We start from the raw sequence: 25,845 nt of genomic DNA on the forward strand, positions 1-25,845 counted from the left end.
TTCAAAAATTCTGTTAATATCATTTCTTTCTCTCGGAATTTTTTATATTTTTCAATAAAAGCCCTCTTAATTTATATATAAGTTTTTTTACCAGGGGATATTTTGAGAAATTTCTGTACATATACTTTAAAAACTTAATTTGCTTATTTACTCTTTTTCTATTAAAATATTTTAAAGGATAACCTAATGGTTGCGATTTTTTTAGTTCTTCAATACCCAAATTAGATACACTAATCAGTTTATTTTCTTTTATTATTTGCAACCCCTTTTTTGTGTTTGCTGTAAAAATTGCTATTTTTTCCTCAGTATCAATTCCCCAATTATCTCCAATAGAGATATCTGAAAATTCTAATCCAAATAATTTTTTACAATTTAGACAACCATCAGGAATAAAAAAGTAATCTTTACTAACAAGATAATCCAAACAATCAATTGTAATCTTTCTTCCATCTTCTAGAGTTATAATAATATTCCCGGGTCTTTTTAAACCGTATCTTGATTTATAACTTTTAACATTTTTTTCAAGTACATAAAGTAGATTATTTTCTTTCAAATATTCTTTCATTCCATTTTTCATTCTTCCAATTGTACAAGTCAAACTAATTGTTGCATAAACATTATTTATATTAAATTTTTGACAAAATTTTTCAAACGCTATATTATGACAAGGAAGTCCTACAAATAAAACTGATTTATATTTTTTTATTTTTTCTATGTTTAAAAGCTGTTTTGACGTATGATAAAATGAACCTGAATGCTGCAAAACCTTATTTTTTGAAGTCAAAAAATCGCCATAAATATTCAAATGCCTATCAAAAAACGCTACTAAAGCTGCATCTATTCTCTCTTTATCGAATAAGTCAATAATTATTGATGAGACAATTCCGCCCGAAGATGAGTTTTTAATAATTTCCTTATTTTTTGATTTTCCAACAAATATTTCTTTAACATCATTAAGATTTTCTTTTTTGCTCATTAAATCCGTTGGACAAACATCAACACAAAGCCCACAAGAAGAACATTTTTTACTATCAACAAAAGGTAATATACCTTTATTTGAAACCTCATGTATATTTATACATTTCTTAGGACATATTCCTTCACAAAGTCCACAACCTATACATTTAAACTTTATTTTTTCAAAAACGTTATTTTTCATGTTTTTCCCTCTTCAATTTTAATTCTATTTTTTTCAATGCTTCCACTAAATATTGTTTTGAATTTTCTATTACTTTACTAATTTCTTTATTTTCTAAATTAGAATAAGCTTTTTGAGTTTTTTTCAAAATTTCTTCCACAATTTCAAAATTATTCAAAGTATTTTTTATCTGAACATTTTCCAATTGATATAGACTCAATAAATTCTCCATTCTTGAATTTACTTTAGAATGTGCAAACGATATAAATGGTTTATGAAAAATCAACGAAAAAGCCGTACCATGGAAAGAATTTGTTAATATATATTTAGCTTTCAAGAACAATTTAACAAAATCTATAGGACCAACATCATGTAATTTTTTTATTCCAAAGTTTTTACCAAAAAATCTTATGAAAGGTATTTCAATACTTAAAACAGGAATATTATATTTTTCAGATAAATATCTTGCTGTTTTTAATAAATTAGGGTTATATTCTAACATATATACTAGAACATATCCGTTTCTTGGAATTTTATAGTTACTATTTTCAGATATTTTTTTCCATTCATTTGAACTTATAAGAAAAACTGGATCTATACATAAATTATACTTTTTTCCCTTACAGATTTTATTTACATAATCTATCGAAGTTTTTTCTCTCAGTGAAACAAAATCAAACTTTTCTAAAGATTCGCAAAATAAATCGACAAGTTCTCTTTTTATTTCATTTTTGCCTAAACTTGCAGCATAACTTATTTTGTTACAATTAATGTTGTATAAAAGATAATCCCCAATATACTCTTTTGTTATATCATAGTTCCAAACTTGGTCACTACCTACAATAACTAAATCAAATTTATTTATTATCTTAGATAACTCATTCCTATTTTTTGCTTTTTCTGTTAAAAGCATGTTTTCATTAATAAATTTCTCAAACTTTTTATATTGTTCGAATTTTATAAATTTCTCCATTAATTTTTTAATTGCCGTCTTAAAACGAATTTGTGTATAAAAAATCCTTTTATTATACATATTAGCAAAATAATCTGGAACATAGTTTATAACATAAACCTCATTGTCTTTACTTAAATATTTATATTCCGCATACATCTGTAACACAGCTCCATAATTGATGGCCCAATTAAATGTTAATATACCTATTTTCATAATTTTTCCTCCAATAAATTTTTATAGCAAAGTATAATTTCATTTACATGATGCTTTAAAGTATATTTAAAACCAATTCTTTTAATTTCTTTATTCATTTCTTGCAACAAATATGGATTTTCTAAAATAGCTATTATAATTTTTTTCAAATGTTCATTTTCACTATCTTCTTTATAAATAAACCCTGTTTTACCATCTTCTAACAAATCGCTAAATCCAACATTTTCAGAAGCTATAACTGGAATCCCGTAAGAAAAAGCCTCTAACCCAATTAAACCAAAAGTTTCTTTCCATTTACTTGGAATTATTAAAACACTTGAATTTGAAAATATATCAATTAAATCTTTATAACTATATTTACTATAAAACTTGAAAAAATTATTATCAAAATTATCTAAATTTATCCCAGAATAATTACCATAGATATTTATTTGCCAATTTGTATGAGTTTTCTTTATTTCATTCAAAATACTTACTAAATCATAAAAACCTTTTCCCTTAACCAAACCTCCCATAAAAAGAAAATTAACTTTCCCATTAATTAAAGGTTTGTAATTTATAACATTTCTATTGTCTTTTATACTTGAATGTGTTACAGGCAAAATTTTATATTTTAATTTATTTAAATTGATATATTTAGAAAATTCATTCTTGGTTACACTACTATTGAAAATTATAAAGTCAAAACTTTCCAGAATTTTAATATAATATCTTCTAAATTCCACAAATTTTATTGCTTTATTTTCATTAAACACTAATTTTTGATAATATTTTTTCTCAGCATATTCTTTTTTGCTTTGTCGACTTGATCTCTTAAACAATTGATATGTTTTTCTAAGTATTCTATAACCTAATGGAAATACTATTAATAAATTTCTTGACTTTATAGCTCTATTTGAAGCTTCATAATTACACAAAACACACGATTTTCCCTCATTAAAATCATTACATAAAGTACCATCATATTTAAACAATCTATACTTAGGACAAAGCCCAAAATAATCATGAGCACTAAATATTGTTTTTATTCCCAGATTTTTTGCTTCATCTAATAATTCTTTTGGAAAACCCATTAAAGAATGAACATGTAGTATTTCAATATTATTCTTCTTTAAAAAATCTCTATAGTTATTTTCTTTTTTTTCTTTGATAAAATCACTTGGATTACCTATTCCTGAAAGGTTTACAGGATGCGAATTTATTATTTGATATACTGGCAGTTTTTCCTGAACTTTAAAAAATTTTATTTTACTTTTCCCTTTTCCATTATAAATCCCTGGCATTAACATTATAACGTTATGCCCCATTTTTAATTGTTCTTTCGATAAATCAGTGGCATAAACCATAAGTCCTCCATAATGCACTGGAGGAAACCCCAAAAAATAATGTGCAATATTTATTTCTCACACCTCCTAATGTATATCTTTATTTTTTATAACTTCTTTTAAAGACAACAGTTTTATTGCTCTTTCCATAATGTTTCTCGTAAAACTCCATATACTCTCCAGATATTACCCTTTTTACCCATTCAAGATTATTTAAATACCATTCTATTGTTTTTTCTATCCCTTCTTCAAACATTATTTCTGGTTTCCAGCCAAGTTCTTTTTTTATTTTACTTGGGTTTATCCCATATCTTCTATCATGCCCCGGTCTATCTTTTACATGTTTTATAAGGCTTTCACTTATCTTTTTATCTTTTGTCTTTTCCCTTAGTATTTCTATTATCTTTTTTACTATTTCTATGTTTTCTTTTTCGTTATGTCCTCCTATGTTGTATACTTCTCCTATTTTTCCTTTTTCATATACTATGTCTATTGCCCTGCAATGGTCTTCTACGTATAACCAGTCTCTTATTTGCCTGCCATCTCCGTATATTGGTAATTCTTTGTGATTTAGCGCGTTCCATATCATTAAAGGTATTAATTTTTCTGGAAATTGGTATGGTCCATAGTTGTTTGAACATCTTGTTATGTTTATTGGCATTTTATATGTGTCATGGTATGCTTTTACTATAAGGTCTGCAGATGCTTTGCTTGCTGAATATGGGCTGTGTGGATCAAGTGGTGTTTTTTCTGTAAAATACCCCGTTGGTCCTAAGGATCCATATACTTCGTCTGTGGATATTTGTAAGAATTTTTTCCCACTTTTCCAACTTTTCCCATCATACCAATATTTTTTTGCTACATCAAGTAGTGTTTGCGTCCCAAGTACATTTGTCTTTAAGAATACTTGTGGCTCATATATTGACCTGTCTACGTGTGATTCTGCTGCAAAGTTTATTACCCCATCTATATCATATTCTTCAAATATATATTCTACAAGTTCTCTGTTACAAATATCTCCTTTTATAAATTTAAATCTTTTCTTTTGCTCTTTTGTAAGATTTTCAAGGTTTTCAAGGTTCCCTGCATATGTTAGCTTATCCAAGCCTATTATTTTTCTATCTTTGTATTTGCCAAGATAGTAATATACAAAATTGCTCCCTATGAAGCCTGCACAGCCTGTGATTAATAGTGTCATAACAAAACCTCCTTTTGGCTAACGGCATATAGCTTATAGATAAATTTTTTTGGCTATGTGTTACTTTTTATCATCTATTCACCAAACAATTCTTTCAAAAATCTATCTACTGCATCTTTCCAATGTGGCATTTCAATGTTCAACGTCTCTTTTAAACCAAAATTATCAAGTTTTGAAAACTTAGGCCTTTTTGCAGGAAGATTGAAATCTTCCTGTTTTGCTTCTTTTAATATTCCTTTCCATCCAGTCTTTTCAAGAATGTATTTTGCATATTCATATCTTGAACATATCCCTTCGTTTGAAACATGGTACAATCCTCGTACCCTTTCTTTAACAATTTCCAATGTTACCTTTGCAAGGTCAACGGTATATGTTGGAGCAGATATTTCATCTGTAACCAACCGTAATTCATCTTTTTTCCTTGACCATTCAATTACTTTTTTAGCAAAATTAATATTTCCAGTTCCAAATACCCAGCTTGTTCTAATAAGTGCATAATCATCAAAAAATTGCGAAAGTAATTTTTCTCCAAGATATTTACTTTCTCCATATTTTGATAACGGATTTGGTGAATCATAAATGGTATATGGAGAACCTTTTTGTCCATCAAACACATAATCTGTCGAATAATGCACAAGAAAAGCCTTAACTTCACTTGCTGCTATTGCCAGATTTCGTACAGCAAGTCCGTTTATGTTATACGCTAACTTCCATTCTTCTTCTGCTTTATCTACTGCATTGTACGCTGCACAATTTATTATAACATCTGGTTTTGTTTGTTTTACAAGTTCTCGTACATCTTTTAAGTTAGTTATATCAAGCTTTGTATAACCTTCTATAAAATCAGTTGCAATATATTCTATATTCTCTTTTTCAAATAATTTTTGTAAATCCTGCCCAAGCTGCCCAGCAGCACCTGTTATAAGAATCTTCATTTTATCACCTTATCCTTTACCATTCAAGCTTTTCTACTATCTCTTTTAATTGTGGTAGTTTTTTATCTTTTTCCGATAATATTGGCTCTTTTATACCATATTCTTCAAATGGCCATTTTATGTTTATATCAGGATCATTCCATATTACTCCAGCATCATATTCAGGATAGTAATATTCTGTTGTTTTGTAAAGAAAATCAGCCTCATCACTTAAAACAAGAAAACCATGTGCAAAACCTTCTGGAATATAAAACATTTTCTTGTTTTCTTCAGATAATATTACACCATACCATTTTCCAAATGTTGGTGAATTTTTTCTAAGGTCTACTGCTACATCAAATACAATCCCTCTTACAACACGAACAAGTTTTCCTTGTGGATATTTTACTTGGAAATGTAATCCTCTTAATACATCTTTCTTTGACCTTGAATGATTATCTTGAACAAAGTCTATATCAAGTCCTATTTCAGAAAATTCTTTTTTATTCCAGCTTTCCATAAAAAATCCACGGTTGTCCCCAAAAACTGTCGGTTCTATAATATACAATCCTTCTATAGGAGTTGATACTTTTTTAAATTTTGACATAAACACTTCCTCCTTAATTAAAATTGAATCTAACAACATTTCCAAAAAAAAGTAACATTTTACCCTTGATTCATTACTTTTTCTTATTATTAATTAATAATATCTAAAAAACATCGTTTAATAATTCCAAAATTTTTCTTTAATAACTGATACCTAAAAAGGAATTTATTCGTATACCATATTCCCATCGTAGTAGGAATCTTTTTGACATTCTTATATTGTTTAACAATTTTACTAAGAGTATAAAAATATGATTTATCTAATTTTCCTTGTGATTTATGATGTATACTCTCAATAGGAAGTACCCAGATAGGAATATTTTGTTTTGAAGCCCTAAGACACATTTCTACCGCATATAAATGATATCCACCTATTAAGTCAATATTAAATTTCAATTTGTTAAAAGTTTCTCTATCAACTATAATAACACATTCATCAAGTGTTTTTACACGAACAGGAAAATCAATAGAATATCTTCCCGCTGGTTTTAAATCATCTCCATGCTTTATATTTGTAATTGTTCCTTTATCTTTTACTCCAGCAACTCCATATATCCCTTTTCCCATTTTTTCAACATAGTTTTTTATATCATTTAGTGTACTTGAAGAAAGAAATCTAATATCTTGATGAACAAAAACTAAAACCTCGCCTTTAGCTTTACTTGCCCCCTCATTTAAAGCTACTGCAGCTGATTCATATCTGTTATTTTTGTTATTTAAAAGTATTAATTCATAATCAATTCCTTTTTGCATTTTTAATGATGAAAGTAAAAATTCATTTAAAATTTTTTCATCATTGTATACACATATAATACTTATTAATTTGATCATAATTTCACCCCATAATTTTAAAAATTGCTATATAAATTTTTCTCACAACTTTCTCACATACTATAAATATCATTCAACTTCTAATAAATACCTACCATATTCTGTTTTTTCCATAGGTTTTGCAAGATTAAGTAATTGTTCTTTTGTTATATAACCAAGTCTGTATGCTATTTCTTCTATTGCTGCAATATAAAATCCTTGTCTTCTTTGTATTGCTGCAATAAAGTTACTTGCTTCTAAGAGTCCTTCTGGTGTTCCCGTATCAAGCCATGCAAAGCCTCTACCAAAAAGTTTTACTTTCAACTTTCCAATTTTTAGGTATTCTTTATTTAAATCTGTTATTTCAAGTTCTCCTCTTGCAGAAGGCTTTAGATTTTTTGCAAGTTCTACTACCTGTTCGTCGTAAAAATATAATCCAGGAACAGCATAATTTGATTTTGGATATTTTGGCTTTTCTTCTAATGATATTACATTTCCATTTTCATCAAATTCTACTACACCATATGCTCGTGGATCTTTTACATAATATCCAAATATAACTGCCCCTTCTTTTAATGAAGCTGCGTCTCTAAGTATTTTTGAAAATCCCTGTCCATAGAAAATATTATCTCCAAGGATAAGGCAAACTTTATCACCAGCGATAAAATCTTCTCCTACAATGAATGAATCTGCAAGTCCACGTGGTTTTTCTTGTACTTTATATGAAAATTTTAAGCTTAATTGTGAACCATCTCCCAAAAGCTTTTTGTACAAATCAATATATTCTGGATTTGAGATAATGAGTATTTCTCTTATACCTGCAAGCATTAAAACAGACAAGGGATAATAAATCATTGGTTTGTCATATATAGGAACAAGTTGTTTTGAAACAACCTTCGTCATTGGATATAGTCTTGTTCCTGAACCTCCTGCAAGGATTATGCCTTTCATTTTTTCACCTCCAAATGAATCTTTAGCATAAAATTGAATATTGTTATCCTTTAATTATTTACAACTTACTCTGTGATAATTTCACGAAACACTGAAAAAGAATTTTTTATATTAAAAATTCAATATTATTTTCTTTTGCAAAAGCTTCTATTTTACTATTGTGTGCTACTGCTATATAATGTACTCCTCCATAATAAGAAATTATAAGAGGGCGTAATCGCATAAATGTGAAAAATTCATTCTTCCAAAGATATTTTACAATATCCTCAAAAGATTGTTTTTTAAATTAAAATGAATTACATCTCCGTTTCCGGAAAGAGAATTTATAAATTTTTTGATAAATTCCAAGTCCCACTCTTTTTCGAAAAATATGTAATACTCTATCTCATACCCCAATTCTACATAAGAATTAATTAATGTTTTAAGTTTCGAATAATTGAAATTTGTAGTTTTCATCAATACTATACCAATTCTTTTTGTTTTTGGATTGAAAACTCAAAGTTTTTAGACTCTATCCAATAGGTTCTGTCAAGAAAATGCTGTAAAAATACCCCTGTACCCTAAAACAGATTAATAATCCATATCTAACTATCTCCTTTAAAGTAACCATTCTTCGTTAATATTAAGCAAAATTGTTACATTTAATCTTAAAAGTGATCCTTCATTTGGAAAAGCTCCTACTACTTTAGTTTGTCTTTTTAGTTCTTTGTTTATTCTTTCTAACATATTTGTTGTTTTTATTCTTCTCCAATATCTTTTTTGATATTTTTGATAATTAAACAAGTCAAATATAAATCTTTCACACACCTTTACTGCTTTTTGTAACCCTTTTCTTTCAAGTTCTTCGTTAAGAAATTCATTTACTTCTTTGGCTATATTAGAAACTGTTTGCCTTGAAAGTTCTTCTACTCCAAGTGTTGAAATTATTTCTCTTATCTTTCAAGTCTATACTCCTTGAAGATACGATTCAACAACTGCATTCTTTAACGCCTTTTCTACTCTTGAACATCTTTCAAATACTTTCATTTCAAAAGAAAATTCTCTAAATTGTGGTTTTCTTAATTGTAATTTTCCTAATCTTGTGTTCAAGCTTCTTTTCCTATAACCATTGCGATGCGCTCTTCTATTCCTCGTTCTTTCGTAATGTTCTGCCCCTGCTTGCAAATATGCTTCATATTCCATTACTGTGTTCAAAAACCATGTGAAAAGATTTCTTATTCCCTCTTCATTTTCTGTAAGAAATTGTAGTATAATATCTTTGATTTCCATGGCCCTGTATCCCTCCTTTGTAATAAGTTTTCTCACTTATCTATTTTAGAATACAGGACCTTTTTTGTTTTTATAGCTTTTATTTTACACTGCCATCCAATCTATTACATAATCTTTTTCTATAACTATTTTCGTTGAAAATTCTGGTAAATACCTTTGTATCATGTTAAAAGATTAAAAATCTCTTACAGATACATAATCGGCTTTTTAACAATTTTCTTAAAGAGTATTCTATTTCACTCTATAATAAGTTTATCTGATAATAAAAGATTCAAAAAAAGCAAAAAAATTTTTTTACTAAAAGAAGCAACTTTGTGAATCTTTGATGTTTGATGTGGATTATTGCTTAAAACAAAGAAAATTTTTTCGTTACGATGTTTCTGAATGAGAGAATGCAAAATAAATTCATCACCAATATTATCATAACCAAAATAACCTACCACGGTTATTTTGGTTTTATTAAAAAACAATTTGACTTTTTTGCTAATTAAATTAATTGAATTTTTTACAAACGATATGCAACACATTTCAAAAACATCTCCCCTATAAATTTTCCATACTAATTTCTAAGTTTACTTGCAATTAAATTGGCATCTATATAAGCAATCCAAAACCATATCGCAGTTGTTTGAAAAGGTCCTAAAGAAATAAAAGCATACGTAAATATTCCTAAAATAACTGATTTAATTATCTTTTTATTTTTTAATGTCATAATATTTTCACTTCTTTTCAAATTTATTAGCAACTTTTTTATAAGAAAAAAAATCATCCCTATTCCAATCAAACCATCATAAATAATAATTTTACTCCAAAAAGATGTTAAAAAATTCTTAAATAACTTAACTTGAATAATTTTACTTAGAGATTCTTGCGGTAATATTTTCGCTACGTTTAAATACTCCATTCCAAGACCATATCCAAATATAGTATTCAGATTAAAGTGAAAATTTTTCAAAATCAAAAAAAAGCTAAACCTATCAATAAAAGAAATAGTACCAACGTATATATCCTTTTTGATAAAAACTGCTTCTATAGTTCTATTTACTTGGTATACAATATAAGAGCTACTAAAATAAAATTTAATTATTGCAATAAAAATCGAAAAAATAATTATTGTAATCAAAATTGATTTGATACTTTTTCTAAAAGATTGAAAGAAAGAAAAATACATAAGAAAAATGAAAAGCGCAAAATAAGTTGTGAAACTAAAAGTCAAAAATATTAAAATACCCAATATAAATAATAATAAAACTTTTTTCTTAATTTTGTAATTCGAAATAAGAATGGCTGGTAAAATTACGAAAACTAAATAAACACCCAAGTGACTTGGTTCAGTAAAAGAACCATGAATTCTTATAAAGTTACCTGTCATAAAACTTTCTAATACCACAAAAACTATAATTATAACTAATGAGCTCGAAATAATTAAATCAATTACTCTCTCCTTTTCTAAATCTAAAAATATATACCTTAAAAGGAAATATTCACTTAAACCTACAGTCAATCCCGACACCTGTCTAAAAATTGGTACAAAATCATACAAATTAGGTGAAAAAACAATGGCAAACAAAGAATTTATTATAGTTATAAAAATACTATAGAAATAGAAAATAAATAAAATTTTAGAGACTGATGTAATTTTTATACCTTTAGCAAAAAAAAATGGAATATAAAAAATTGAAAACAAATGAAACAAAGTAAAACTTTGAGCTATCAAAATATTATACTTCCTTAAATACAAAAACAAAAATTCTGTCGGAAGCAAGAATAAAAGCCAATTTTTTTTACTAAATTTTATTCTCATAATTCCTCCCTACAAAAACATTTTTACATTTATGTATTCATATTCATTAGTTAGCAATTTCCTTAAACAAAAACATATTTTTTTACATTATCATTGCTAATTAAAGTTAAAACCAATCGATTTTTAATAAAATTTATATATTTTTTTATTTCACAATGAAATTTTTCAACTCAACAAAATATCAATTCTTTTTCATAATTTTTTCAAAAAAACTCCAAAAAATATTTCCTAAATAATTTACACCATTTAACATTCTAACTATAGTTTTTTTTATAAAATATCTATATCTTAATGTTAGAATTAAAGATTCTCGCCAAAAACTATCCTTGTAAAAAAGTCTTATTATCTCCAAGTTACTTTTAATAAAATATGGTATATTGTTTATATTCTTTTCCAATGGTTTATGGTAATGAAGAACCTCAATAAAAGGAACGTAATATATATTCCAGTGGTATTTTTTTGCTAACAATCCCATTATTCTTTCTTCTTCGTATAAAAATACATTTTTGAAATATTTATATATTTCAATAAACTTATTACTATTTACTAACATAACAGAGCCTTCTATTGCAAACACTTTCTTTGAAGAACCTAAAGCTTTTTTTCTTTGGATTTCCTTATAAACAAAATAACTAAAAGGATACGCAATGTTGTAAATCACATTAACAAATGGAGCCATGTAAAGCAAAGGTGTAGAAGGATACCTACTTGAATTAATAATCTTTGGCCCAACCAAAAAATCATTATCGTTTTTTAAAAATAATAACAAGTTTTCTACTAAATTACACCAATTTTGAGAACTTACATCAGGATTCAAAATCAATACTTTATTAATTTTAAAATGTTGTTTTAAATAACTTACACCTATAAAATTTCCTTTAAAATAACCCAAATTTTTTTTTGATAGGATATATACGATATTTAAAATACCAAAAAAATTTTTAATTAATTGCTTTACTAACAATATCTCTTTTTCATTATTCGAATTATCAACTACCACTATAGGAAATTTTATATTATCACGAACAAATTCCTTTAAAAGTCTCTCTAAATCATTAGATGAGTTAAAATTCAAAATACATATACCTATATTATTATCTTTCATTGTACCTCCTCGCAATAGTTTAAATGTTTTGCTGCATTTGTAATATTATATTTGTAAGATTCTATTATTAACAAAAATCATTCCCGAAAACATTTTTATTTAAATAATTTTTTACCAGACATTATTATAGAATTTAATCCCCATAATTCTATTTTATCACTTTCTTTGTCGCCAATCATTATAGATTTTTTTATTCTTATTCTAAAATCTTCACTTGCTTGTAAAATCATCCCAGGTTCAGGTTTTCTTGCCAAAGATATTTTTTTATAATTAGGGATAATACCATCAATATGATAAGGACAATAATAAAAAGCATCTATTTTGAGCCCTTTTTCTTCGTACACTTCCTTTATATAGTTATTTGTTCTTATTACTTCATCTTCACTAAATTTTCCCCTTGCTACTCCTGCTTGATTTGAAATAACAATTGCAAATTTTTCTTCTTTGTTGGCCTGTTTCACTAGATCAAATGTTTTTTCAATAAAGTTCAAATTTGTTCCGTGTGGATAACCTGTATCTTCAATTATAACTCCATCTCTATCCAAAAACAATGCAGGCTTTCTTTTTTGCTTAATACAATTAGGAATCTCATTTTGTGCTTTTTCATAATCCTTTGGTATTCCTATGTCAATGAATTTTCCTCCCATTGGGATTCCAAAAAGTTTTTTAGAATTTACCAAGTCGGGAAATATTTCATTTTCCAATGAAATAAAATTATTTCTCTTAAATTTATTTAAATACTTCTCTAACGTTTTCTTTTTAAAATAATATATTCCTCCATTTATGTATCCATCTACTCTATTTGACGGAAGTGTCCCTTTTTCAATAAACTTTTTAACATAATATAAATCATCAATTTCTACAAATCCATACCTTGACAAATCTTTAGTATATCTCAAAACTATTAGTGCCTCTGGAGATTTTTCATCAACAAAATCAAAGAGTAAATCATATTCTATATCAAAAAAAGTATCACCATTTAATATCAAAAATTCATCTTCAAGTTTATCCCAAGCACTTATAACAGCTCCACCTGTTCCTAAAGGCTCTTTTTCTTCAGAATATGTAATACTTATTCCAAATTCTCTTCCATCTTTAAAGTAGTCCTTTATAATAGAACCTTTATATCCTATTAGTATAAGTATGTTGGTTATTCCAACTTTTTTTAAAAGATAAATTTGATATTCCAAAAATGGCCTTTTACCAATCTTTGCCATTGGTTTAGGTACATCTTTTACAATACTTCTTAAACGAGTTCCCAATCCTCCAGCTAAAATAACTGCTTGTTTTATCACCCTTTAATACCTCCAAATAATTCATCTTCTACTATTTCACAAATTATGTGTCCAATCATTATGTGTGATTCTTGTATACGTGGAGTATTATTTGATGGAACATCTAACAATATATCAGAAAATTCTGCCATTTTTCCACCTGTTTCACCAGTTAAACCAATAGCAAAAATACCATTTTCTTTTGCAAACTTCATCGCTTCAATCACATTTTTTGAATTTCCACTTGTGCTTATCCCAACTAATATATCTCCTTTTTTTCCTAAACCTTTTAATTGTCTTACAAAAACTTCATCATATGAAAAATCATTCCCAATAGCAGTTAACACTGATGTATTAGTTGTCAAAGAAACTGCTTGAAGTGGTGATCTATTTAAATAAAATTTTCCCATTAGTTCTGCTGCCAAATGTTGTGCATCAGCTGCACTTCCACCATTTCCGCAAAAAAGAATCTTTCCACCATTTTTTAAGGATTCTATTATTTTTTCTGCGGCTTTTTCTATTTTAAAAATAAAATCTTTGTCATGCAAAATTTTAATTTTTAAATCTATACTCTCTTTTATTCTATATTCAACTCTTTCCACCGCATTCACTCCTTATTTTTCAACCTTCCAAGTTCTTAATCCCTTATCTTCAAATGAATAATTAATTACCTGAGTTCCAAGATTCTCTAATTTTTTTATAACATCATATCGTCTATCAAGCTCTGTAAAGAAAAACATGAATCCTCCTCCACCAGCTCCAGAAATTTTTCCTCCCAGAGCACCTGCATTTTTAACTTCTGAATAAATCTTATCAATTTTTTCATTAGTTATACCTTTAGCCATTTTTTTCTTGTAATTCCATGCTTCATCAAGATACAAACCAAACTTACCAAGTTTCCCCATAACAAGTGCGTTCTTCATATTTATAGCAAGTTTTTTTAAACTATGTAGCGATTGTAATGATTCTTTATTCTTAGTTTTAACATTTTCGATTTGTCTCGATAAAATTTTTGAACTATCATGACTTCCACCAATATATGCAAGGATTAAACTATAATGCAATTCATTTACTATATTCTCATTTAATTTTAATGGATTTACAATTGTTCGATTATCATAGAACTCCATAAAGTTAAATCCTCCAAATGCTGCAGCATACTGATCTTGTCTCCCGCCTTTTATACCAAGCTCAATTCTTTCAATTTTGAATGCCAATTCAGCTATATCATAAGGTGTTAGAGGTAAATTTAACCATTCTTTAAACGCTCCAATTAACGCCACACAAACAGCTGATGACGAACCTAATCCAGAACCAGGAGGAGCATCATTGTGTATGTAAACTTCAAAACCGGTTGGAAAATTATTTTCATTTTTAAAATAATTAATAACTCCTTTAACAAGGTCAAGTTGCCCATCGTATGCTAAATATTCATCTATATCATAGTTTACCGTTAAATCATAATCTATACTCTCTATTACTATACTTCGACTTCTTGTAGGAATAAGAGTTACAGTCGCGTATCTATCGATAGTGGCATTTAATACCATTCCACCATATTTATCACAATATGGTGAAACATCTGTTCCACCACCTCCAAAACTTATTCTTAATGGAACTCGTGAGCGAATAATCACTTTTTCACTCCTTCTTTTATTTACTATTCAATTACTTCATATATATAATTTCTAAATTTATTTTCAATTTTTTTCCAGGTATAATTTTCTTTTATGTAATTTCTAGCATTTTTACCTATTTCCAATCTTAGGGTTTTATTTTTTAGCAAGGAATTTATAGCCTTTGCAAATTCTTCCGAAGAATCAACAGCAAAAATATCCTGAAAATTTTTAATATTTTCAAAAGGTTTAATACGTTCCTTAAAGGTCACAACTGGTTTTCCAAGCGCCATTCCTTCTAAAATTTTATTTTGAATTCCTGCGCCTGTTCGAATAGGGGCAATTACTATTTTAGATTTAGCCATTAACTCATAAGGATTTTCTATATAACCAGTCACAAAAACATTAGAATACTTTTTTTGTAAATTCAAAACTGCTTTATTAGGATTCGTTCCAATAATATATAATTTTACATCATGATTAATTTCCGGAAGAATTTCTTTTGTAAAATAAACAACAGCATCTACATTTGGTAAATAATCCATTTTTCCAATAAAAGTAATTATATCTTCATCAGACTCATCATTTTTCATTCCTAATAGTGATTGTGAGACTCCCATAGGGATAATTTTTATTTTATTACCATCCGGTTCTATGAAATACTTATCGACAACAGATGTGATAAATGCCATTTTATAATTGTTTAGAATTTTTTTTTCGTATTTCAAAAGCCTTTTACCTTCTATTTTGTAAATTGATTTCCAAAGAAAATTACTAATTTTATTATTTCCACTCAAATAATGATAAGCTAAAGAATCGTGATAATCTATCAAATGGATCGCAAAATCATTAAAAATATATTTTCTATACTCATGTGCTCTAATATGATTCCATAAAATTAAGTTGTAATGGTTCTTAGAAATTATTTCAGATAATTTTCGAGCAATTCTATCTGAATAATATAGATGACTTTGCAAAGGTTCATTTTTAAAAACAGCTTTTGACATTCCGAAAATTTTTTGAAAATTGGTTAAATAAAACGGAAATATGTTATCATATAACTTTCTTACTTTTTTAATTAGTTGATTATTTAAACTATCACTATGAAGAAATGAAAGATCTACTTGAAACTCCATATTTGAAAGAAATTCTGAAAACTTTAGTATTCTTTTCTTGAAACCGGCAGTTGGTGGATAAGGTAATCTCGTTGAAAATATCAATACTTTTTTTTTCACTACTTCGCTCCCCTCTTCCAGAAAATAACTTCGAGTGTTTGAAGTATTATCTTTAAATCAAGGAATATGTTTCTATTTTTTACATACCATAAGTCATAGCTAAGCTTTTTTTTCACTTCGTTTAAATCGGATGCATATTTATACATTATCTGCGCCCAACCTGTAAGGCCTGGTTTTACATTGTGTCTTTGAGAATAAAATTCTATTTCTTTTTCAAATTGCCTGACAAATGGTATTTGTTCTGGTCTTGGCCCTACAATGCTCATATCTCCTTTTAGGATGTTTATAAACTGCAAAGATTCATCTATCCGCACAGGCCTTATTAACCTACCTATTTTCAAAATCCTATCTTCCTCCTGATCTGCAAATTTTGCTTTATCTTCTTTATGTTTTTTCATGCTTCTAAACTTTACAAGCATAAAATGCTTATTATCCTTCCCTACCCTCAATTGTTTAAATATAACTGGCCTTCCGTCTTCTATAAGTATGGCAATTGCCGTTATAAGCATAAACGGGGAAAATATAACTAGCCCTATTATTGAACCAAATATATCGAGTATTCTTTTTGCAGGTGATTCTTTTGTATTTTGAAAAGCTATTTCATAATAATCTTTGAACTTTATTGCAACTTCTATTGGAATTCTTTTTAGTATTTTTTCAACAAGATTTGGAAGATATTCTATTTCGTATTTTTCCTTTAGCTCGTTTAACTGATTTTTTACGTATTTTTCTAGTTCCTGGTCAGCAACTAATACAGCATCATATTGTGCAATTTTACTTTTAAGCACTGCTGGAGATGGATTTAAAAACTCAGAAAAAACAACTTTTCCTTGTGTTTTTTTCTCAATCTCCTGTAGAATATCTTTTAATTCATCTTTTCTCCCTATTACAAGGTATCTTTTCTGAGAAGTATTTTTTATTAATATTAGATATTCTATTTTATGCAATATCGGAATAGTTAAAAGTAAGATTATAAGGTTATAGATGAAAAACCAACGGTTTAATATTTTATCCATTAATGGATAAAATATTAATATTCCAATAAATCCTATTACTATCCCTGCAAAAACCCTTATCAATTGTTCGTTGTAATCTTTTAGATAATCATAATCATAAACCCTAAAGGCATATATTCCCATCCATATTATAACAGAAAGGAAAACAGAAGAAAACACAGAAGAAGTTAAAAAGTAGTTAAAAACCATTATTAAGAAAAGGTCTATTAAAATTATTATTCTTGAAAAATTCACCTCAATTCCTCCAAATCATACAATATATGCAATCCAATTATATCACAATAAAAACGCGTTTTCCATATAAAAAAATGGATGTTTATATAAATTTTAAAACAATTTTAAAAAAATAAGTTTCTAAAATTAACACACATTTCTATTTAATATACGATTTTTATCATCAAAAATGGACATTTTATTTAAAATACCCATATCCCACAGAAGTTTTTGCACCCACACCATGGTTTTCCAAGGCCTTTTTAAATAATTCTAAAAGGCTATTTTCCATAATCTTATAATTTTCCATATTTTTTTTAGAACCTATTACAAATTTAAATTTAGTATTTTCTACTGTATAGAAAAATATAGGCTTAGGATTTAAATTATCACACGGTGCACTTTTTCCCTCGTAATATTCTTTGTAATGAACATTTATAACATCACGTTTTATATTTATCCTATCAATTGGAAATGCATCGAAAAATAGTACTTCACCCTTATTCTCTTTATCTCCAAAAATTTTACAAAATTCTTTATCTTTCAACGCTTCATCTTCTGATGAAAAAAAGTTTAAAATAACATAATTTCTCAACATACCTTTTAGCGCCTGACCAGGTATGTATGGCAATCCATATATATGATGCAAAGTCATAGACGTTTCACACACAGATGTTTCACCTAATCCAACTATCATTCTCCACTGAATTTCCTTTTCAAATGATTTTAAATCCAAAGAAAGCTCTTCTATTTTACCATAATAATCCTTTTTTAATTTCTTTATAAGCTTGCTAAACACTGTAAAATCAAAATTATTTATTATTTTCTTATCAAATTTCTTTTCTTTTGAATGTTTTTTTGATATGATGAACTTATTCATTAACAAATTAAAATTATCAATCTTTTCATTATTTAATTTAAAAATTTTTAAAGTATCTATAGGTAAAACAAATTCTCCTTCCTCTTTGTTATTATTTTTTTTATTATTCTTCATTATTTCCATCACCTCTATTTTTATCTTCCTCATCCTCTATAAGTCCTTCTGCAAACCTTCTAAGCCAATTAAAAAAAGCCAAAACTTCATTGGAAAGGGCCATGTATTCAGAAGACTCCAACATTGTAACGGTCTTAACTAATCCATCAAAATTTTCTATTTTACTTGCGTCTTTTAATATCCTTTTTTCATCTCTTTTTAGCCAATTTAAAATATTTTCTCCAATTATTTCATATGCCTTACTTTTCGCCTTTTTAGAAAGTATAAAGGCAAATGTTAGTCCCAATCCGTTTGTTTTTATAAGCATGGGAATCTTTTTTACATAGGATTTATACTCTCCTTTTTTATTGCCAAGAACATTTATGGCATTTTCCACACATTCAAATGCAAAATGTGCCCTTCCATGCTCAAGTGTTTTTAAACTTTTTTTCTCATTACTCATTGTTTATCACCTTCGGTTTTCCATACTTTTAATTCAGAGATTCCCTTTCCAATAGTTGCATTTCCACCTATTTGTATTATCTTTGGTAGGTTTTCTTCAAAAAAATTCATCACAAATTTTTCTTCTGAAAACTTTTCATTTTTCATTAATTCTTTTAAAATTTTTTCCTTTTTATCCTTTTTCAAAAAAATCGGACTTGCCATGCAAAGAAAATACATTACAGTTTCAGAAGGCAAATATTCTTCTGTAAATAGCGCACTACCCTCTACTGTACCCGTTTCAGGGTTAATCTTTATCCTTGTTATAACCTCTGTTGAAAGATTTACAAAATCCCCAAAAACATCATCTGGAAGTATAACAAGTTTGTCTTTTATCTCCTCTATTCCAAGTAATGCTGAAAGCCATTCTGCAAATCCTTTTGTATCTTCACTAAATTCAACTTCAAAGGCGTATTCTTCAAGAATTACTTTTTCTGAAATACATAGTTTTTCACGATTTGAAACTGTTAATTTTTTTAATTTCCTCTTTTTATCAAAAAAGTGTTTTTTAATACCATCCAATGTTTTTGATATTTCCAAATCCTTTTTAAACCTTTCCAAAACCTTTGGAGATGTAATATATGCATATACTCCCTTTACCGATTTTACGGGAAATAGTAAAATTCTTGCATCTGTAAATGCAATAGAGCTTGCATGTACATCTCCACTTTCTGGACCAAAAACCAAGGATATAATATCATCTACTCCATATTTTTCTAATTTATTTTCTTTTTCCAAATCCTCAAAGGATTCTCTAATACATCCCTTTATAGATGATGATTCAATTTTAGGAAAATTTGTATGTCTCTCACGCTGGATAGGCAAATCAACTATTCCCAAATCTTGTCCACTTCCCGCATGAAGTGGTGTAACAACTTTTAAAAACACAGGTTTTGCAATTTTGTACATCTTTATTCCTCCTTTTTGATTCTTCTTAATTTTGACAAATTTTTATAACTTTCTTTGAATTCATTTGTAAATTTCTCACTATTTAAATACTTTTCGTATTTATCGTGATCTTCAAACACTTTATATATGTATATTTCATCCCCATCTTTAAAATAAAAAATGCGATTCTGGTTATTTCCATCATCATACACCAAATGTCCTGACTTATCTTGTGTCTTTGAATTATAATTTTCAAAAAACTTACTTTTTAATATGCGCATTATTTCTTTTTTGTTTTTTATATCTTTATAAATTTCATCTGTAGCATAAAAATATACAAATTGACCCTTATACCTATTAAACAATATCCTACCTATTGGACTTAAAAAGGCAATATCATCAACTATTTCCACTAAACCACTTTTTTCCAATTTCTCACAGGCTTTATAATTTTCAACCTTTAATTTTTGATAACTTTCTATACCATTTTCAAGTTTTATTATTAATTCTTCATATTTTTCAAAAAGATTATAGTCAATCTTCAAAGGAATTTGAGGAATTCTTATTAATTTATTAGACTCTTCGTGAATATAGTATATTTCACACTCGTTAACAACGGCCATAATGGTTAAATATGGTATTATTCCCTTATATCCCCCTGTTATATTAAAAATTAAATTCTCATAATAACCTCCTGCGATATTTTCAATCTTTCCTATTAAATTATTAAGTCCTTCTACAAAATTTTCATTTACATTAAGTGATTTAACCAAGTGAATTTTAATTTCAATATCACTATTCTCAACATACTCTTCAAATATAGTTTTTATAATTTCTGCAGATAAATATGATAAAATCGTATCTGTTGTTAACAAATAAACTTTTTTATTTTCATCTTTATACTTTTTTGATATTTCTAAGATACTTTCAATTTCTGCAGAAGCTTTTTCAAAATTTTCGTCGTCTTTCAAATACTCTAAAACTCCATCTTTTATCTTTCTTATTTTTCTCTCATAATATTCCCAATCAGAATAGCTCTTATCTTTTAATTCATCATAATAATTATATAATCCTTCTTCTTCCTCTAATACATTGGTAATAATAGATGTCCCCACCATTGAAATTACCTTTTTCATATCGTTCCCCCTTTCTAGCTTAAATCTTAGCTAAATACGATATTCCAAACCCCTGTTTTTGATAAATTTCTGAAATTGCCTTTTTATGAAATTTCCTGATTAAATCTTTAACATCACCTTTTAACAACTCAAAATAATACACACTTCCTGCAGGAACAGCTTTATACAATGGTTTGGCCCTTCTTTTTTTCATATCAAAGCCGCCCACTATTAAAGGTCTTCCAACAACTGCAGCTAATAATTTTAAATGAATATTTTCACTCTTATATTCAAAGTTTTCTTCACTTATAAAAGAAGGAATCCATCCTTTTTTAAATATTGCAGGAGTAGTTAAAACAACCTTAAAAAATCTATCAATTTTTACATCAAATTTTTCCAAATTGTTTTCAACTACTTTATATTCAGCTGCTTTTGATTCACCACCAAGCTTTAAAATCCCCTTTTTTGGGATAGATAACCCTTCAAATTCAACCACAATACTTACATCATTCAACCTTTTCATATCTATCCTATACAGTGCACTCTCAGCACTAACATGGGTTTCTTTTGAGCGGGCAATACCTATCTTTGGTTCATCCATTATACCAAGTTCACTATAATAAATTTCTTTTTTTCCATTTATATAATCTTTAAAGTACTCATCAGATAAATATAGATTTTTTTTATTTTCTACCTTACCTTTTGCAACCAAAATTTTTGACAAATTTGGATAATTTGAAAAAAACATATTATTTACATCTTGCAAATCTAAAACTATCGCTTTTTTATCATTTGAATCTTTTGAAACAACACAATCCAAAGGCATTGGAAAAAGTAAATCACGCTTATTTTTTAAAATTATGTTTGTTATTTTCAAATTTTTGGTTGGGTCATCTTCTTTATTTGCATACTCAAAGGTATCCATATTATTTGCAAAATATAGTGTTCTTAAGGCACCGTATATTACAGAAGGATACGGAGGAAAAATTCCCTCTCCCCATGTATCTTCACCTTTAAAAAAAGTCTTTGAATTTCTAAAAAAAAGTGTATCTAAAGGTGTTATTTCAATTATCATTTAATTCACCTACCTCTTTTGAAAGAAAATTTATAATGTTTAGAGTGGATATAAAGTTTTGTAAAGAATAAGATTCTACAAATAAGTCTAATAATTTATCACTTAACTCTTCAATTTCATTTGATTTTAAAGATACCTCATTGGGATTTGAAGCTCTCTTTAACAATCTTTTACATTCTGATTTGATGAATTTCTCGTTTACATCGTATTTAAACCTCCTGAGTTCATCAGCTAATACTTTTGTAAAAGTGCTTGAAAAATTTTTATCAATTATACTTTTGACAATACTTTTTATGATATCAACTGTGCTTTTACCATTTAAATACCATTTATACTTAATTTTGTGTATTTCACCAGAACGTTTTAATACTGCTATGGCAAAGGCATCTTTTTTATCTTTTTTATCTTTTTTATTTTTATCTTTTTTATCTTCTTTTGCTTCCTTTTCCATTTTTCTTGCCCACTTTATTACCTCAGAAAGTGGCATTTTATAATGTGCAATAACAACTCCCATAGAAGCAGAAGATTTATTTCTGTTTTTTACATTTTTAATTTCTTCAAATTTTGGAAAAAAATCCCTTAGATTTTTCATAACAAAAAGAAGATGATCAATGTTTACAAAAGAAAGCACATCATCTCCTCCAGCATAAACTAACTCGCCTTTTCCTTCAATTATTTCTTTTGTCTTGTCTGTATATTCTCCCAACTTTTTTGAAAGTTCCAAATGAAAATCTCTAAGATGTGATTTATCAGACAAAAACTCTCCTGATAACCACTTCCCCATTGAATCTCCATCAAGCATAACAATAGCATAATACTTTGATGGAACACCGTATTTTTTATAAAGGTTATTTAGGTATTTTTTGGCTTTTTCTAAATTTTCGTCGTCTTTATAATGATCATATTTTATTAAATGCTCTTTTCTTAAATTCTCATCAAAAAAAAGTTCTTCGCCAAAATTTTTGAAAAAATCTTTGTATTCTTTTATTTCAACTTGTGTTAATTTTTCTACCCAACTTAAAGAAGCTATTTTGGCAGTTGAAGAAAATGAAGAGCTTTTGGTTTTATAAAACCTCTTAATAAAACATATACCACATAAACTTTCTCCTTGATTTAATCTAAATTCATTTATTTCCTGTGCCTGAAAACTTATATTTCTTGGCTTTTTATCACTTTTTCTGTAAAATAAAGCTTCTCTTTGACCACACACAGAACATTTTCTATAACTTTCAACGCAATCTAAAGAGTTTTGTCTAAATCTTTTAATATTCTTTATTGATCCTAAATAACCCTCTATCTTTCCATACAATTCAGAATAATCACTTTCCTCATACGGTAAAATAACCCAATATATCTCAAGAAAATTTTCTATCTGCTCAAAAAAAATCTCAGAAATATCAAAATTTGCATATTTTTTCACTATATCAAAAGAAAGTTTTTTTAATTGATCCTTTACCTTATTCTCTATATCCATTCCTATCCCCTTTGGATCATCACTTTCGATAATAGCTATAAACCTATTGGGTTTTGATTTTATTTCCTTGTGGGGGAATATTATTTTACAAGTTTTAACTTTTTCTTCTAAAGCATATATTGCATATTCTATTAAATCTGAAAGAATTTTACTTCCTGCCCACAAATCATGGGTTTTCCTAGCTTGTGCTATAAAAGATTGAACAGGTCCTATCGTAAAAAGAAAAAGATATTTTTTCATCCTAACACCTCTCTTATAAATTCTTCGCTTCTATCTATACCTTCAACATCTTCAGACAATTCTAGCCGAGTAACAACAGGTATAAACTTATTATCTTTTTCCACAACACTAACGTACACAGGGGATGCAAGTCTTTTTCCGTTTTTTGCATACCCTGTAAAATCTGAATTGTGATTATGAGAAGCTGTACTGATCTTTTTCAAAAGCTCATCATAATTATCATACTCTTTTCCAAATTCGATAAATCTTATATATGGATATTTATCTTTACCTTTTTTCTTATAAAAATTTGTTTTTATTCCTGCGCCTTTATCGTTTTTTTCTACACTAAAATGTTCACTTTTGCTTATTTTATTCATCAAATTTGCCATTTTTTCTAAATCAACATATTTTTCATAATCAAAATTTTCTCCATTAATTTCAATTATCTTAAAACTTCCAAATCCTCGTCTTGTTCTTCTACCAACTCCCCCCAAAATTGATATTAAAATAAACAAGTCTTTTATTGTATCCATCAATTTTGTATCTTTAAATATAAATTCAACATTAAAACTACCTGAAACAAACGCTTCTAATTCAACTTTTCCGTTTTTTTTCTCATTTCTATTTCTATGTGGCAGAATATTATAACGTTTTGATACTACATATACATCGGTAACTCTCATAAAAAATTTGCTTTTACCTTTTCTTGCCCCTGCACCCCCAAATATTTTCGCTTCTTCTTCTCTCAAAATATCAATGGGTAAATGTTCATTTAAAGCACGCCACCAAAAACGCATTACTCCTTTAAGAGATTGTGCTCTAATCTCTAACCCATATTTTTTATCAGCACCATAACACAACATGGGTGTTACAACCATACATTTGAAATTCAGATTTTCATACATAAACACCTACCCCTTTCAATGTTTATATCCAATACTTTGTAAGTATAACAAAAAAATAATTTTTTAATAATAACTTACTTTAAAAAAAGTTCTATAAATTAATTTTTTCACAAGAAAATAAATTATCCTAACACTTACAAATAAAACTAAACTAATCCTAATCATATTATCAGGATATATAACAAACTCACTTCTTAAATTATGTACCTTCAAACCCTTTCCCATTCAAAATATGCTATATTCCTTTCTTCCTTGTCAAATTCTACTCCTATTATGTATATCTCTTTGCACTTTCCTTTATACTTTTCATGATATCTTTTTTCTTTTAGCTGCTCTAGTGCTCCCTTTTTCTCTTTCCCTTCTATTACTTTAAATTCAAATATATAACATTTTTCTTCAAACCTTACCGTTAAATCTATCCTTCCTTTATTTGTTACATCTTCTGCTTTTACCTCTATCCCTAGCGCTGCAAAGTATTCATAAAACACGCTTGCATAAAATCCTTCGTATTTCTCTATGTCATTTTTCCTGTACCAGTCACTTGGTATCGATGCAAAAAATCCGTAAAATATCTCTTTCATCTTCCCTATCTCTGCTTTCTTTATCGCTTTTATTAATCCTATCATGTTTCTGTCCTTTGATCTTAGATCTGTAAAGTAATTTAATATATGTCTGTTTATTGCGCTTTTTACTTCAAGGTTGGGATATGTTAGATTGTATATGTTCATCCCTATTTCTCTTTCAACACTCTTTATCGTTAAATATCCAGTTTGAAATAATAATACTTCTGGCTGGATGGTTTCTATTTCAAAGCTTTCTATTATCTCTTCACCCGCCCTAAGATTCTCTATTTCCGGTAGATAGTATCTTTCTTTCATTAATAGCTTTATCAAAAATGTTGGGGTCCCCGTCTCAAACCAATATGGCCTGTATATCTTTTTATCCAAAAATAACAATACATCAAATGGATTGTATACCTTTTCCCCTAGAAAATTGTACCCATTGTACCACTTGTAAAAGTCAACATAAAAATGTATAAAAAAGGGAAAA

The 25,845-nt window shown here is 27.6% G+C and carries 24 protein-coding genes and 1 pseudogene; all 25 read right to left on the reverse strand.

The genetic code is table 11. The features are described from left to right. Positions 1–19: 19 nt before the first annotated feature. Positions 20–1,159, reverse strand: a complete 1,140-nt coding sequence (locus tag XJ44_RS04105; protein WP_077198154.1) for a Coenzyme F420 hydrogenase/dehydrogenase, beta subunit C-terminal domain — start codon at positions 1,157–1,159, stop codon at positions 20–22. Beyond that, positions 1,149–2,306, reverse strand: coding sequence for a polysaccharide pyruvyl transferase family protein (locus XJ44_RS04110; RefSeq protein WP_077198155.1), 1,158 nt, complete (start codon positions 2,304–2,306; stop codon positions 1,149–1,151). Before XJ44_RS04110 ends, XJ44_RS04105 begins: the two co-directional genes overlap by 11 nt. Continuing rightward, positions 2,303–3,652, reverse strand: coding sequence for a glycosyltransferase (locus tag XJ44_RS04115; protein ID WP_143608988.1), 1,350 nt, complete (start codon positions 3,650–3,652; stop codon positions 2,303–2,305). Before XJ44_RS04115 ends, XJ44_RS04110 begins: the two co-directional genes overlap by 4 nt. A gap of 79 nt (positions 3,653–3,731) precedes the next feature. Further along, positions 3,732–4,829, reverse strand: coding sequence for a dTDP-glucose 4,6-dehydratase (gene rfbB / locus XJ44_RS04120; RefSeq protein ID WP_077198157.1), 1,098 nt, complete (start codon positions 4,827–4,829; stop codon positions 3,732–3,734). A gap of 74 nt (positions 4,830–4,903) precedes the next feature. Next, entirely contained in the window at positions 4,904–5,764 is an 861-nt protein-coding gene (gene rfbD / locus XJ44_RS04125; RefSeq protein WP_077198158.1) for a dTDP-4-dehydrorhamnose reductase, read from the reverse strand. 16 nt (positions 5,765–5,780) lie between these two features. Continuing rightward, positions 5,781–6,350, reverse strand: coding sequence for a dTDP-4-dehydrorhamnose 3,5-epimerase (gene rfbC, locus XJ44_RS04130; RefSeq protein WP_077198159.1), 570 nt, complete (start codon positions 6,348–6,350; stop codon positions 5,781–5,783). Between the two features lie 89 nt (positions 6,351–6,439). Further along, entirely contained in the window at positions 6,440–7,180 is a 741-nt protein-coding gene (locus XJ44_RS04135; RefSeq protein WP_073071830.1) for a glycosyltransferase family 2 protein, read from the reverse strand. Between the two features lie 69 nt (positions 7,181–7,249). After that, positions 7,250–8,110 carry a glucose-1-phosphate thymidylyltransferase RfbA gene (rfbA, locus tag XJ44_RS04140; protein ID WP_077198160.1) on the reverse strand — a complete coding sequence of 287 codons (861 nt, stop codon included), beginning with the start codon at positions 8,108–8,110 and terminating at the stop codon, positions 7,250–7,252. Between the two features lie 255 nt (positions 8,111–8,365). Beyond that, positions 8,366–8,566, reverse strand: a complete 201-nt coding sequence (locus tag XJ44_RS09250; RefSeq protein ID WP_073071825.1) for a hypothetical protein — start codon at positions 8,564–8,566, stop codon at positions 8,366–8,368. A 141-nt stretch (positions 8,567–8,707) separates the two neighbouring features. Next, positions 8,708–9,379 (reverse strand): annotated as a pseudogene (locus XJ44_RS09145) (transposase). Positions 9,380–9,938: 559 nt separating this feature from the next. Next, complete coding sequence (locus XJ44_RS04165; RefSeq protein WP_077198163.1) at positions 9,939–11,183, reverse strand: hypothetical protein; 1,245 nt, start codon at positions 11,181–11,183, stop codon at positions 9,939–9,941. Between the two features lie 181 nt (positions 11,184–11,364). Beyond that, positions 11,365–12,288, reverse strand: coding sequence for a glycosyltransferase family protein (locus XJ44_RS04170; protein ID WP_077198164.1), 924 nt, complete (start codon positions 12,286–12,288; stop codon positions 11,365–11,367). Positions 12,289–12,383: 95 nt separating this feature from the next. Continuing rightward, complete coding sequence (locus tag XJ44_RS04175) at positions 12,384–13,583, reverse strand: HAD-IIIA family hydrolase (protein ID WP_077198165.1); 1,200 nt, start codon at positions 13,581–13,583, stop codon at positions 12,384–12,386. Beyond that, on the reverse strand, positions 13,580–14,164 hold the full coding sequence (gene gmhA, locus XJ44_RS04180; protein WP_077198166.1) for a D-sedoheptulose 7-phosphate isomerase: 585 nt from the start codon (positions 14,162–14,164) through the stop codon (positions 13,580–13,582). The genes XJ44_RS04175 and gmhA overlap by 4 nt, the downstream gene beginning before the upstream one ends. Positions 14,165–14,176: 12 nt before the next feature. After that, entirely contained in the window at positions 14,177–15,199 is a 1,023-nt protein-coding gene (locus XJ44_RS04185; protein WP_077198167.1) for a GHMP family kinase ATP-binding protein, read from the reverse strand. Between the two features lie 23 nt (positions 15,200–15,222). Beyond that, positions 15,223–16,413: a glycosyltransferase gene (locus XJ44_RS04190; protein WP_077198168.1), complete on the reverse strand. Its 1,191-nt coding sequence runs from the start codon at positions 16,411–16,413 to the stop codon at positions 15,223–15,225. After that, the gene (locus tag XJ44_RS04195; protein WP_233119511.1) at positions 16,413–17,663 is read right to left on the reverse strand and encodes an exopolysaccharide biosynthesis polyprenyl glycosylphosphotransferase; all 1,251 of its coding nucleotides are present in this window, start codon (positions 17,661–17,663) and stop codon (positions 16,413–16,415) included. Before XJ44_RS04195 ends, XJ44_RS04190 begins: the two co-directional genes overlap by 1 nt. Positions 17,664–17,841: 178 nt before the next feature. Further along, complete coding sequence (gene cmr6, locus XJ44_RS04200) at positions 17,842–18,636, reverse strand: type III-B CRISPR module RAMP protein Cmr6 (RefSeq protein WP_077198176.1); 795 nt, start codon at positions 18,634–18,636, stop codon at positions 17,842–17,844. Continuing rightward, positions 18,626–19,078, reverse strand: a complete 453-nt coding sequence (cmr5, locus tag XJ44_RS04205; RefSeq protein WP_077198169.1) for a type III-B CRISPR module-associated protein Cmr5 — start codon at positions 19,076–19,078, stop codon at positions 18,626–18,628. The genes cmr6 and cmr5 overlap by 11 nt, the downstream gene beginning before the upstream one ends. Continuing rightward, a complete protein-coding gene (gene cmr4, locus XJ44_RS04210; RefSeq protein ID WP_077198170.1) occupies positions 19,075–20,025 on the reverse strand; it encodes a type III-B CRISPR module RAMP protein Cmr4 in 951 nt (316 codons plus the stop codon). The genes cmr5 and cmr4 overlap by 4 nt, the downstream gene beginning before the upstream one ends. Positions 20,026–20,027: 2 nt before the next feature. Continuing rightward, positions 20,028–21,140 carry a putative CRISPR-associated protein gene (locus XJ44_RS04215; protein WP_077198171.1) on the reverse strand — a complete coding sequence of 371 codons (1,113 nt, stop codon included), beginning with the start codon at positions 21,138–21,140 and terminating at the stop codon, positions 20,028–20,030. Positions 21,141–21,159: 19 nt separating this feature from the next. Then, entirely contained in the window at positions 21,160–22,194 is a 1,035-nt protein-coding gene (gene cmr3, locus XJ44_RS04220) for a type III-B CRISPR module-associated protein Cmr3 (protein ID WP_077198172.1), read from the reverse strand. Beyond that, positions 22,184–23,908, reverse strand: a complete 1,725-nt coding sequence (gene cas10 / locus XJ44_RS04225; protein ID WP_077198173.1) for a type III-B CRISPR-associated protein Cas10/Cmr2 — start codon at positions 23,906–23,908, stop codon at positions 22,184–22,186. Before cas10 ends, cmr3 begins: the two co-directional genes overlap by 11 nt. After that, complete coding sequence (gene cmr1 / locus XJ44_RS04230; protein WP_077198174.1) at positions 23,905–24,795, reverse strand: type III-B CRISPR module RAMP protein Cmr1; 891 nt, start codon at positions 24,793–24,795, stop codon at positions 23,905–23,907. Before cmr1 ends, cas10 begins: the two co-directional genes overlap by 4 nt. Before the next feature lie 209 nt (positions 24,796–25,004). After that, positions 25,005–25,845, reverse strand: an 841-nt coding sequence (locus XJ44_RS04235; RefSeq protein WP_198927377.1) for a PD-(D/E)XK nuclease domain-containing protein, incomplete at its 5' end; no start/stop codon positions are given.

The organism is Thermosipho affectus (assembly GCF_001990485.1).
In the GTDB taxonomy this organism is placed as follows: domain Bacteria; phylum Thermotogota; class Thermotogae; order Thermotogales; family Fervidobacteriaceae; genus Thermosipho; species Thermosipho affectus.

What these genes read in the sequence shown, in the direction of transcription:
- XJ44_RS04170 (WP_077198164.1), bottom strand. Translation starts at nt 12,288, where the DNA reads ATGAAAGATAATAATATAGGTATATGTATTTTGAATTTTAACTCATCT.
- rfbC (WP_077198159.1), bottom strand. Translation starts at nt 6,350, where the DNA reads ATGTCAAAATTTAAAAAAGTATCAACTCCTATAGAAGGATTGTATATT.
- rfbD (WP_077198158.1), bottom strand. Translation starts at nt 5,764, where the DNA reads ATGAAGATTCTTATAACAGGTGCTGCTGGGCAGCTTGGGCAGGATTTA.
- cmr3 (WP_077198172.1), bottom strand. Translation starts at nt 22,194, where the DNA reads ATGATAATTGAAATAACACCTTTAGATACACTTTTTTTTAGAAATTCA.
- cmr5 (WP_077198169.1), bottom strand. Translation starts at nt 19,078, where the DNA reads ATGAGTAATGAGAAAAAAAGTTTAAAAACACTTGAGCATGGAAGGGCA.
- XJ44_RS04215 (WP_077198171.1), bottom strand. Translation starts at nt 21,140, where the DNA reads ATGAAAAAGGTAATTTCAATGGTGGGGACATCTATTATTACCAATGTA.
- XJ44_RS09250 (WP_073071825.1), bottom strand. Translation starts at nt 8,566, where the DNA reads ATGAAAACTACAAATTTCAATTATTCGAAACTTAAAACATTAATTAAT.
- XJ44_RS04115 (WP_143608988.1), bottom strand. Translation starts at nt 3,652, where the DNA reads ATGGTTTATGCCACTGATTTATCGAAAGAACAATTAAAAATGGGGCAT.
- cmr1 (WP_077198174.1), bottom strand. Translation starts at nt 24,795, where the DNA reads ATGTATGAAAATCTGAATTTCAAATGTATGGTTGTAACACCCATGTTG.
- XJ44_RS04110 (WP_077198155.1), bottom strand. Translation starts at nt 2,306, where the DNA reads ATGAAAATAGGTATATTAACATTTAATTGGGCCATCAATTATGGAGCT.
- rfbA (WP_077198160.1), bottom strand. Translation starts at nt 8,110, where the DNA reads ATGAAAGGCATAATCCTTGCAGGAGGTTCAGGAACAAGACTATATCCA.
- cmr6 (WP_077198176.1), bottom strand. Translation starts at nt 18,636, where the DNA reads ATGAAGAATAATAAAAAAAATAATAACAAAGAGGAAGGAGAATTTGTT.
- XJ44_RS04105 (WP_077198154.1), bottom strand. Translation starts at nt 1,159, where the DNA reads ATGAAAAATAACGTTTTTGAAAAAATAAAGTTTAAATGTATAGGTTGT.
- rfbB (WP_077198157.1), bottom strand. Translation starts at nt 4,829, where the DNA reads ATGACACTATTAATCACAGGCTGTGCAGGCTTCATAGGGAGCAATTTT.
- XJ44_RS04135 (WP_073071830.1), bottom strand. Translation starts at nt 7,180, where the DNA reads ATGATCAAATTAATAAGTATTATATGTGTATACAATGATGAAAAAATT.
- cmr4 (WP_077198170.1), bottom strand. Translation starts at nt 20,025, where the DNA reads ATGTACAAAATTGCAAAACCTGTGTTTTTAAAAGTTGTTACACCACTT.
- XJ44_RS04165 (WP_077198163.1), bottom strand. Translation starts at nt 11,183, where the DNA reads ATGAGAATAAAATTTAGTAAAAAAAATTGGCTTTTATTCTTGCTTCCG.
- cas10 (WP_077198173.1), bottom strand. Translation starts at nt 23,908, where the DNA reads ATGAAAAAATATCTTTTTCTTTTTACGATAGGACCTGTTCAATCTTTT.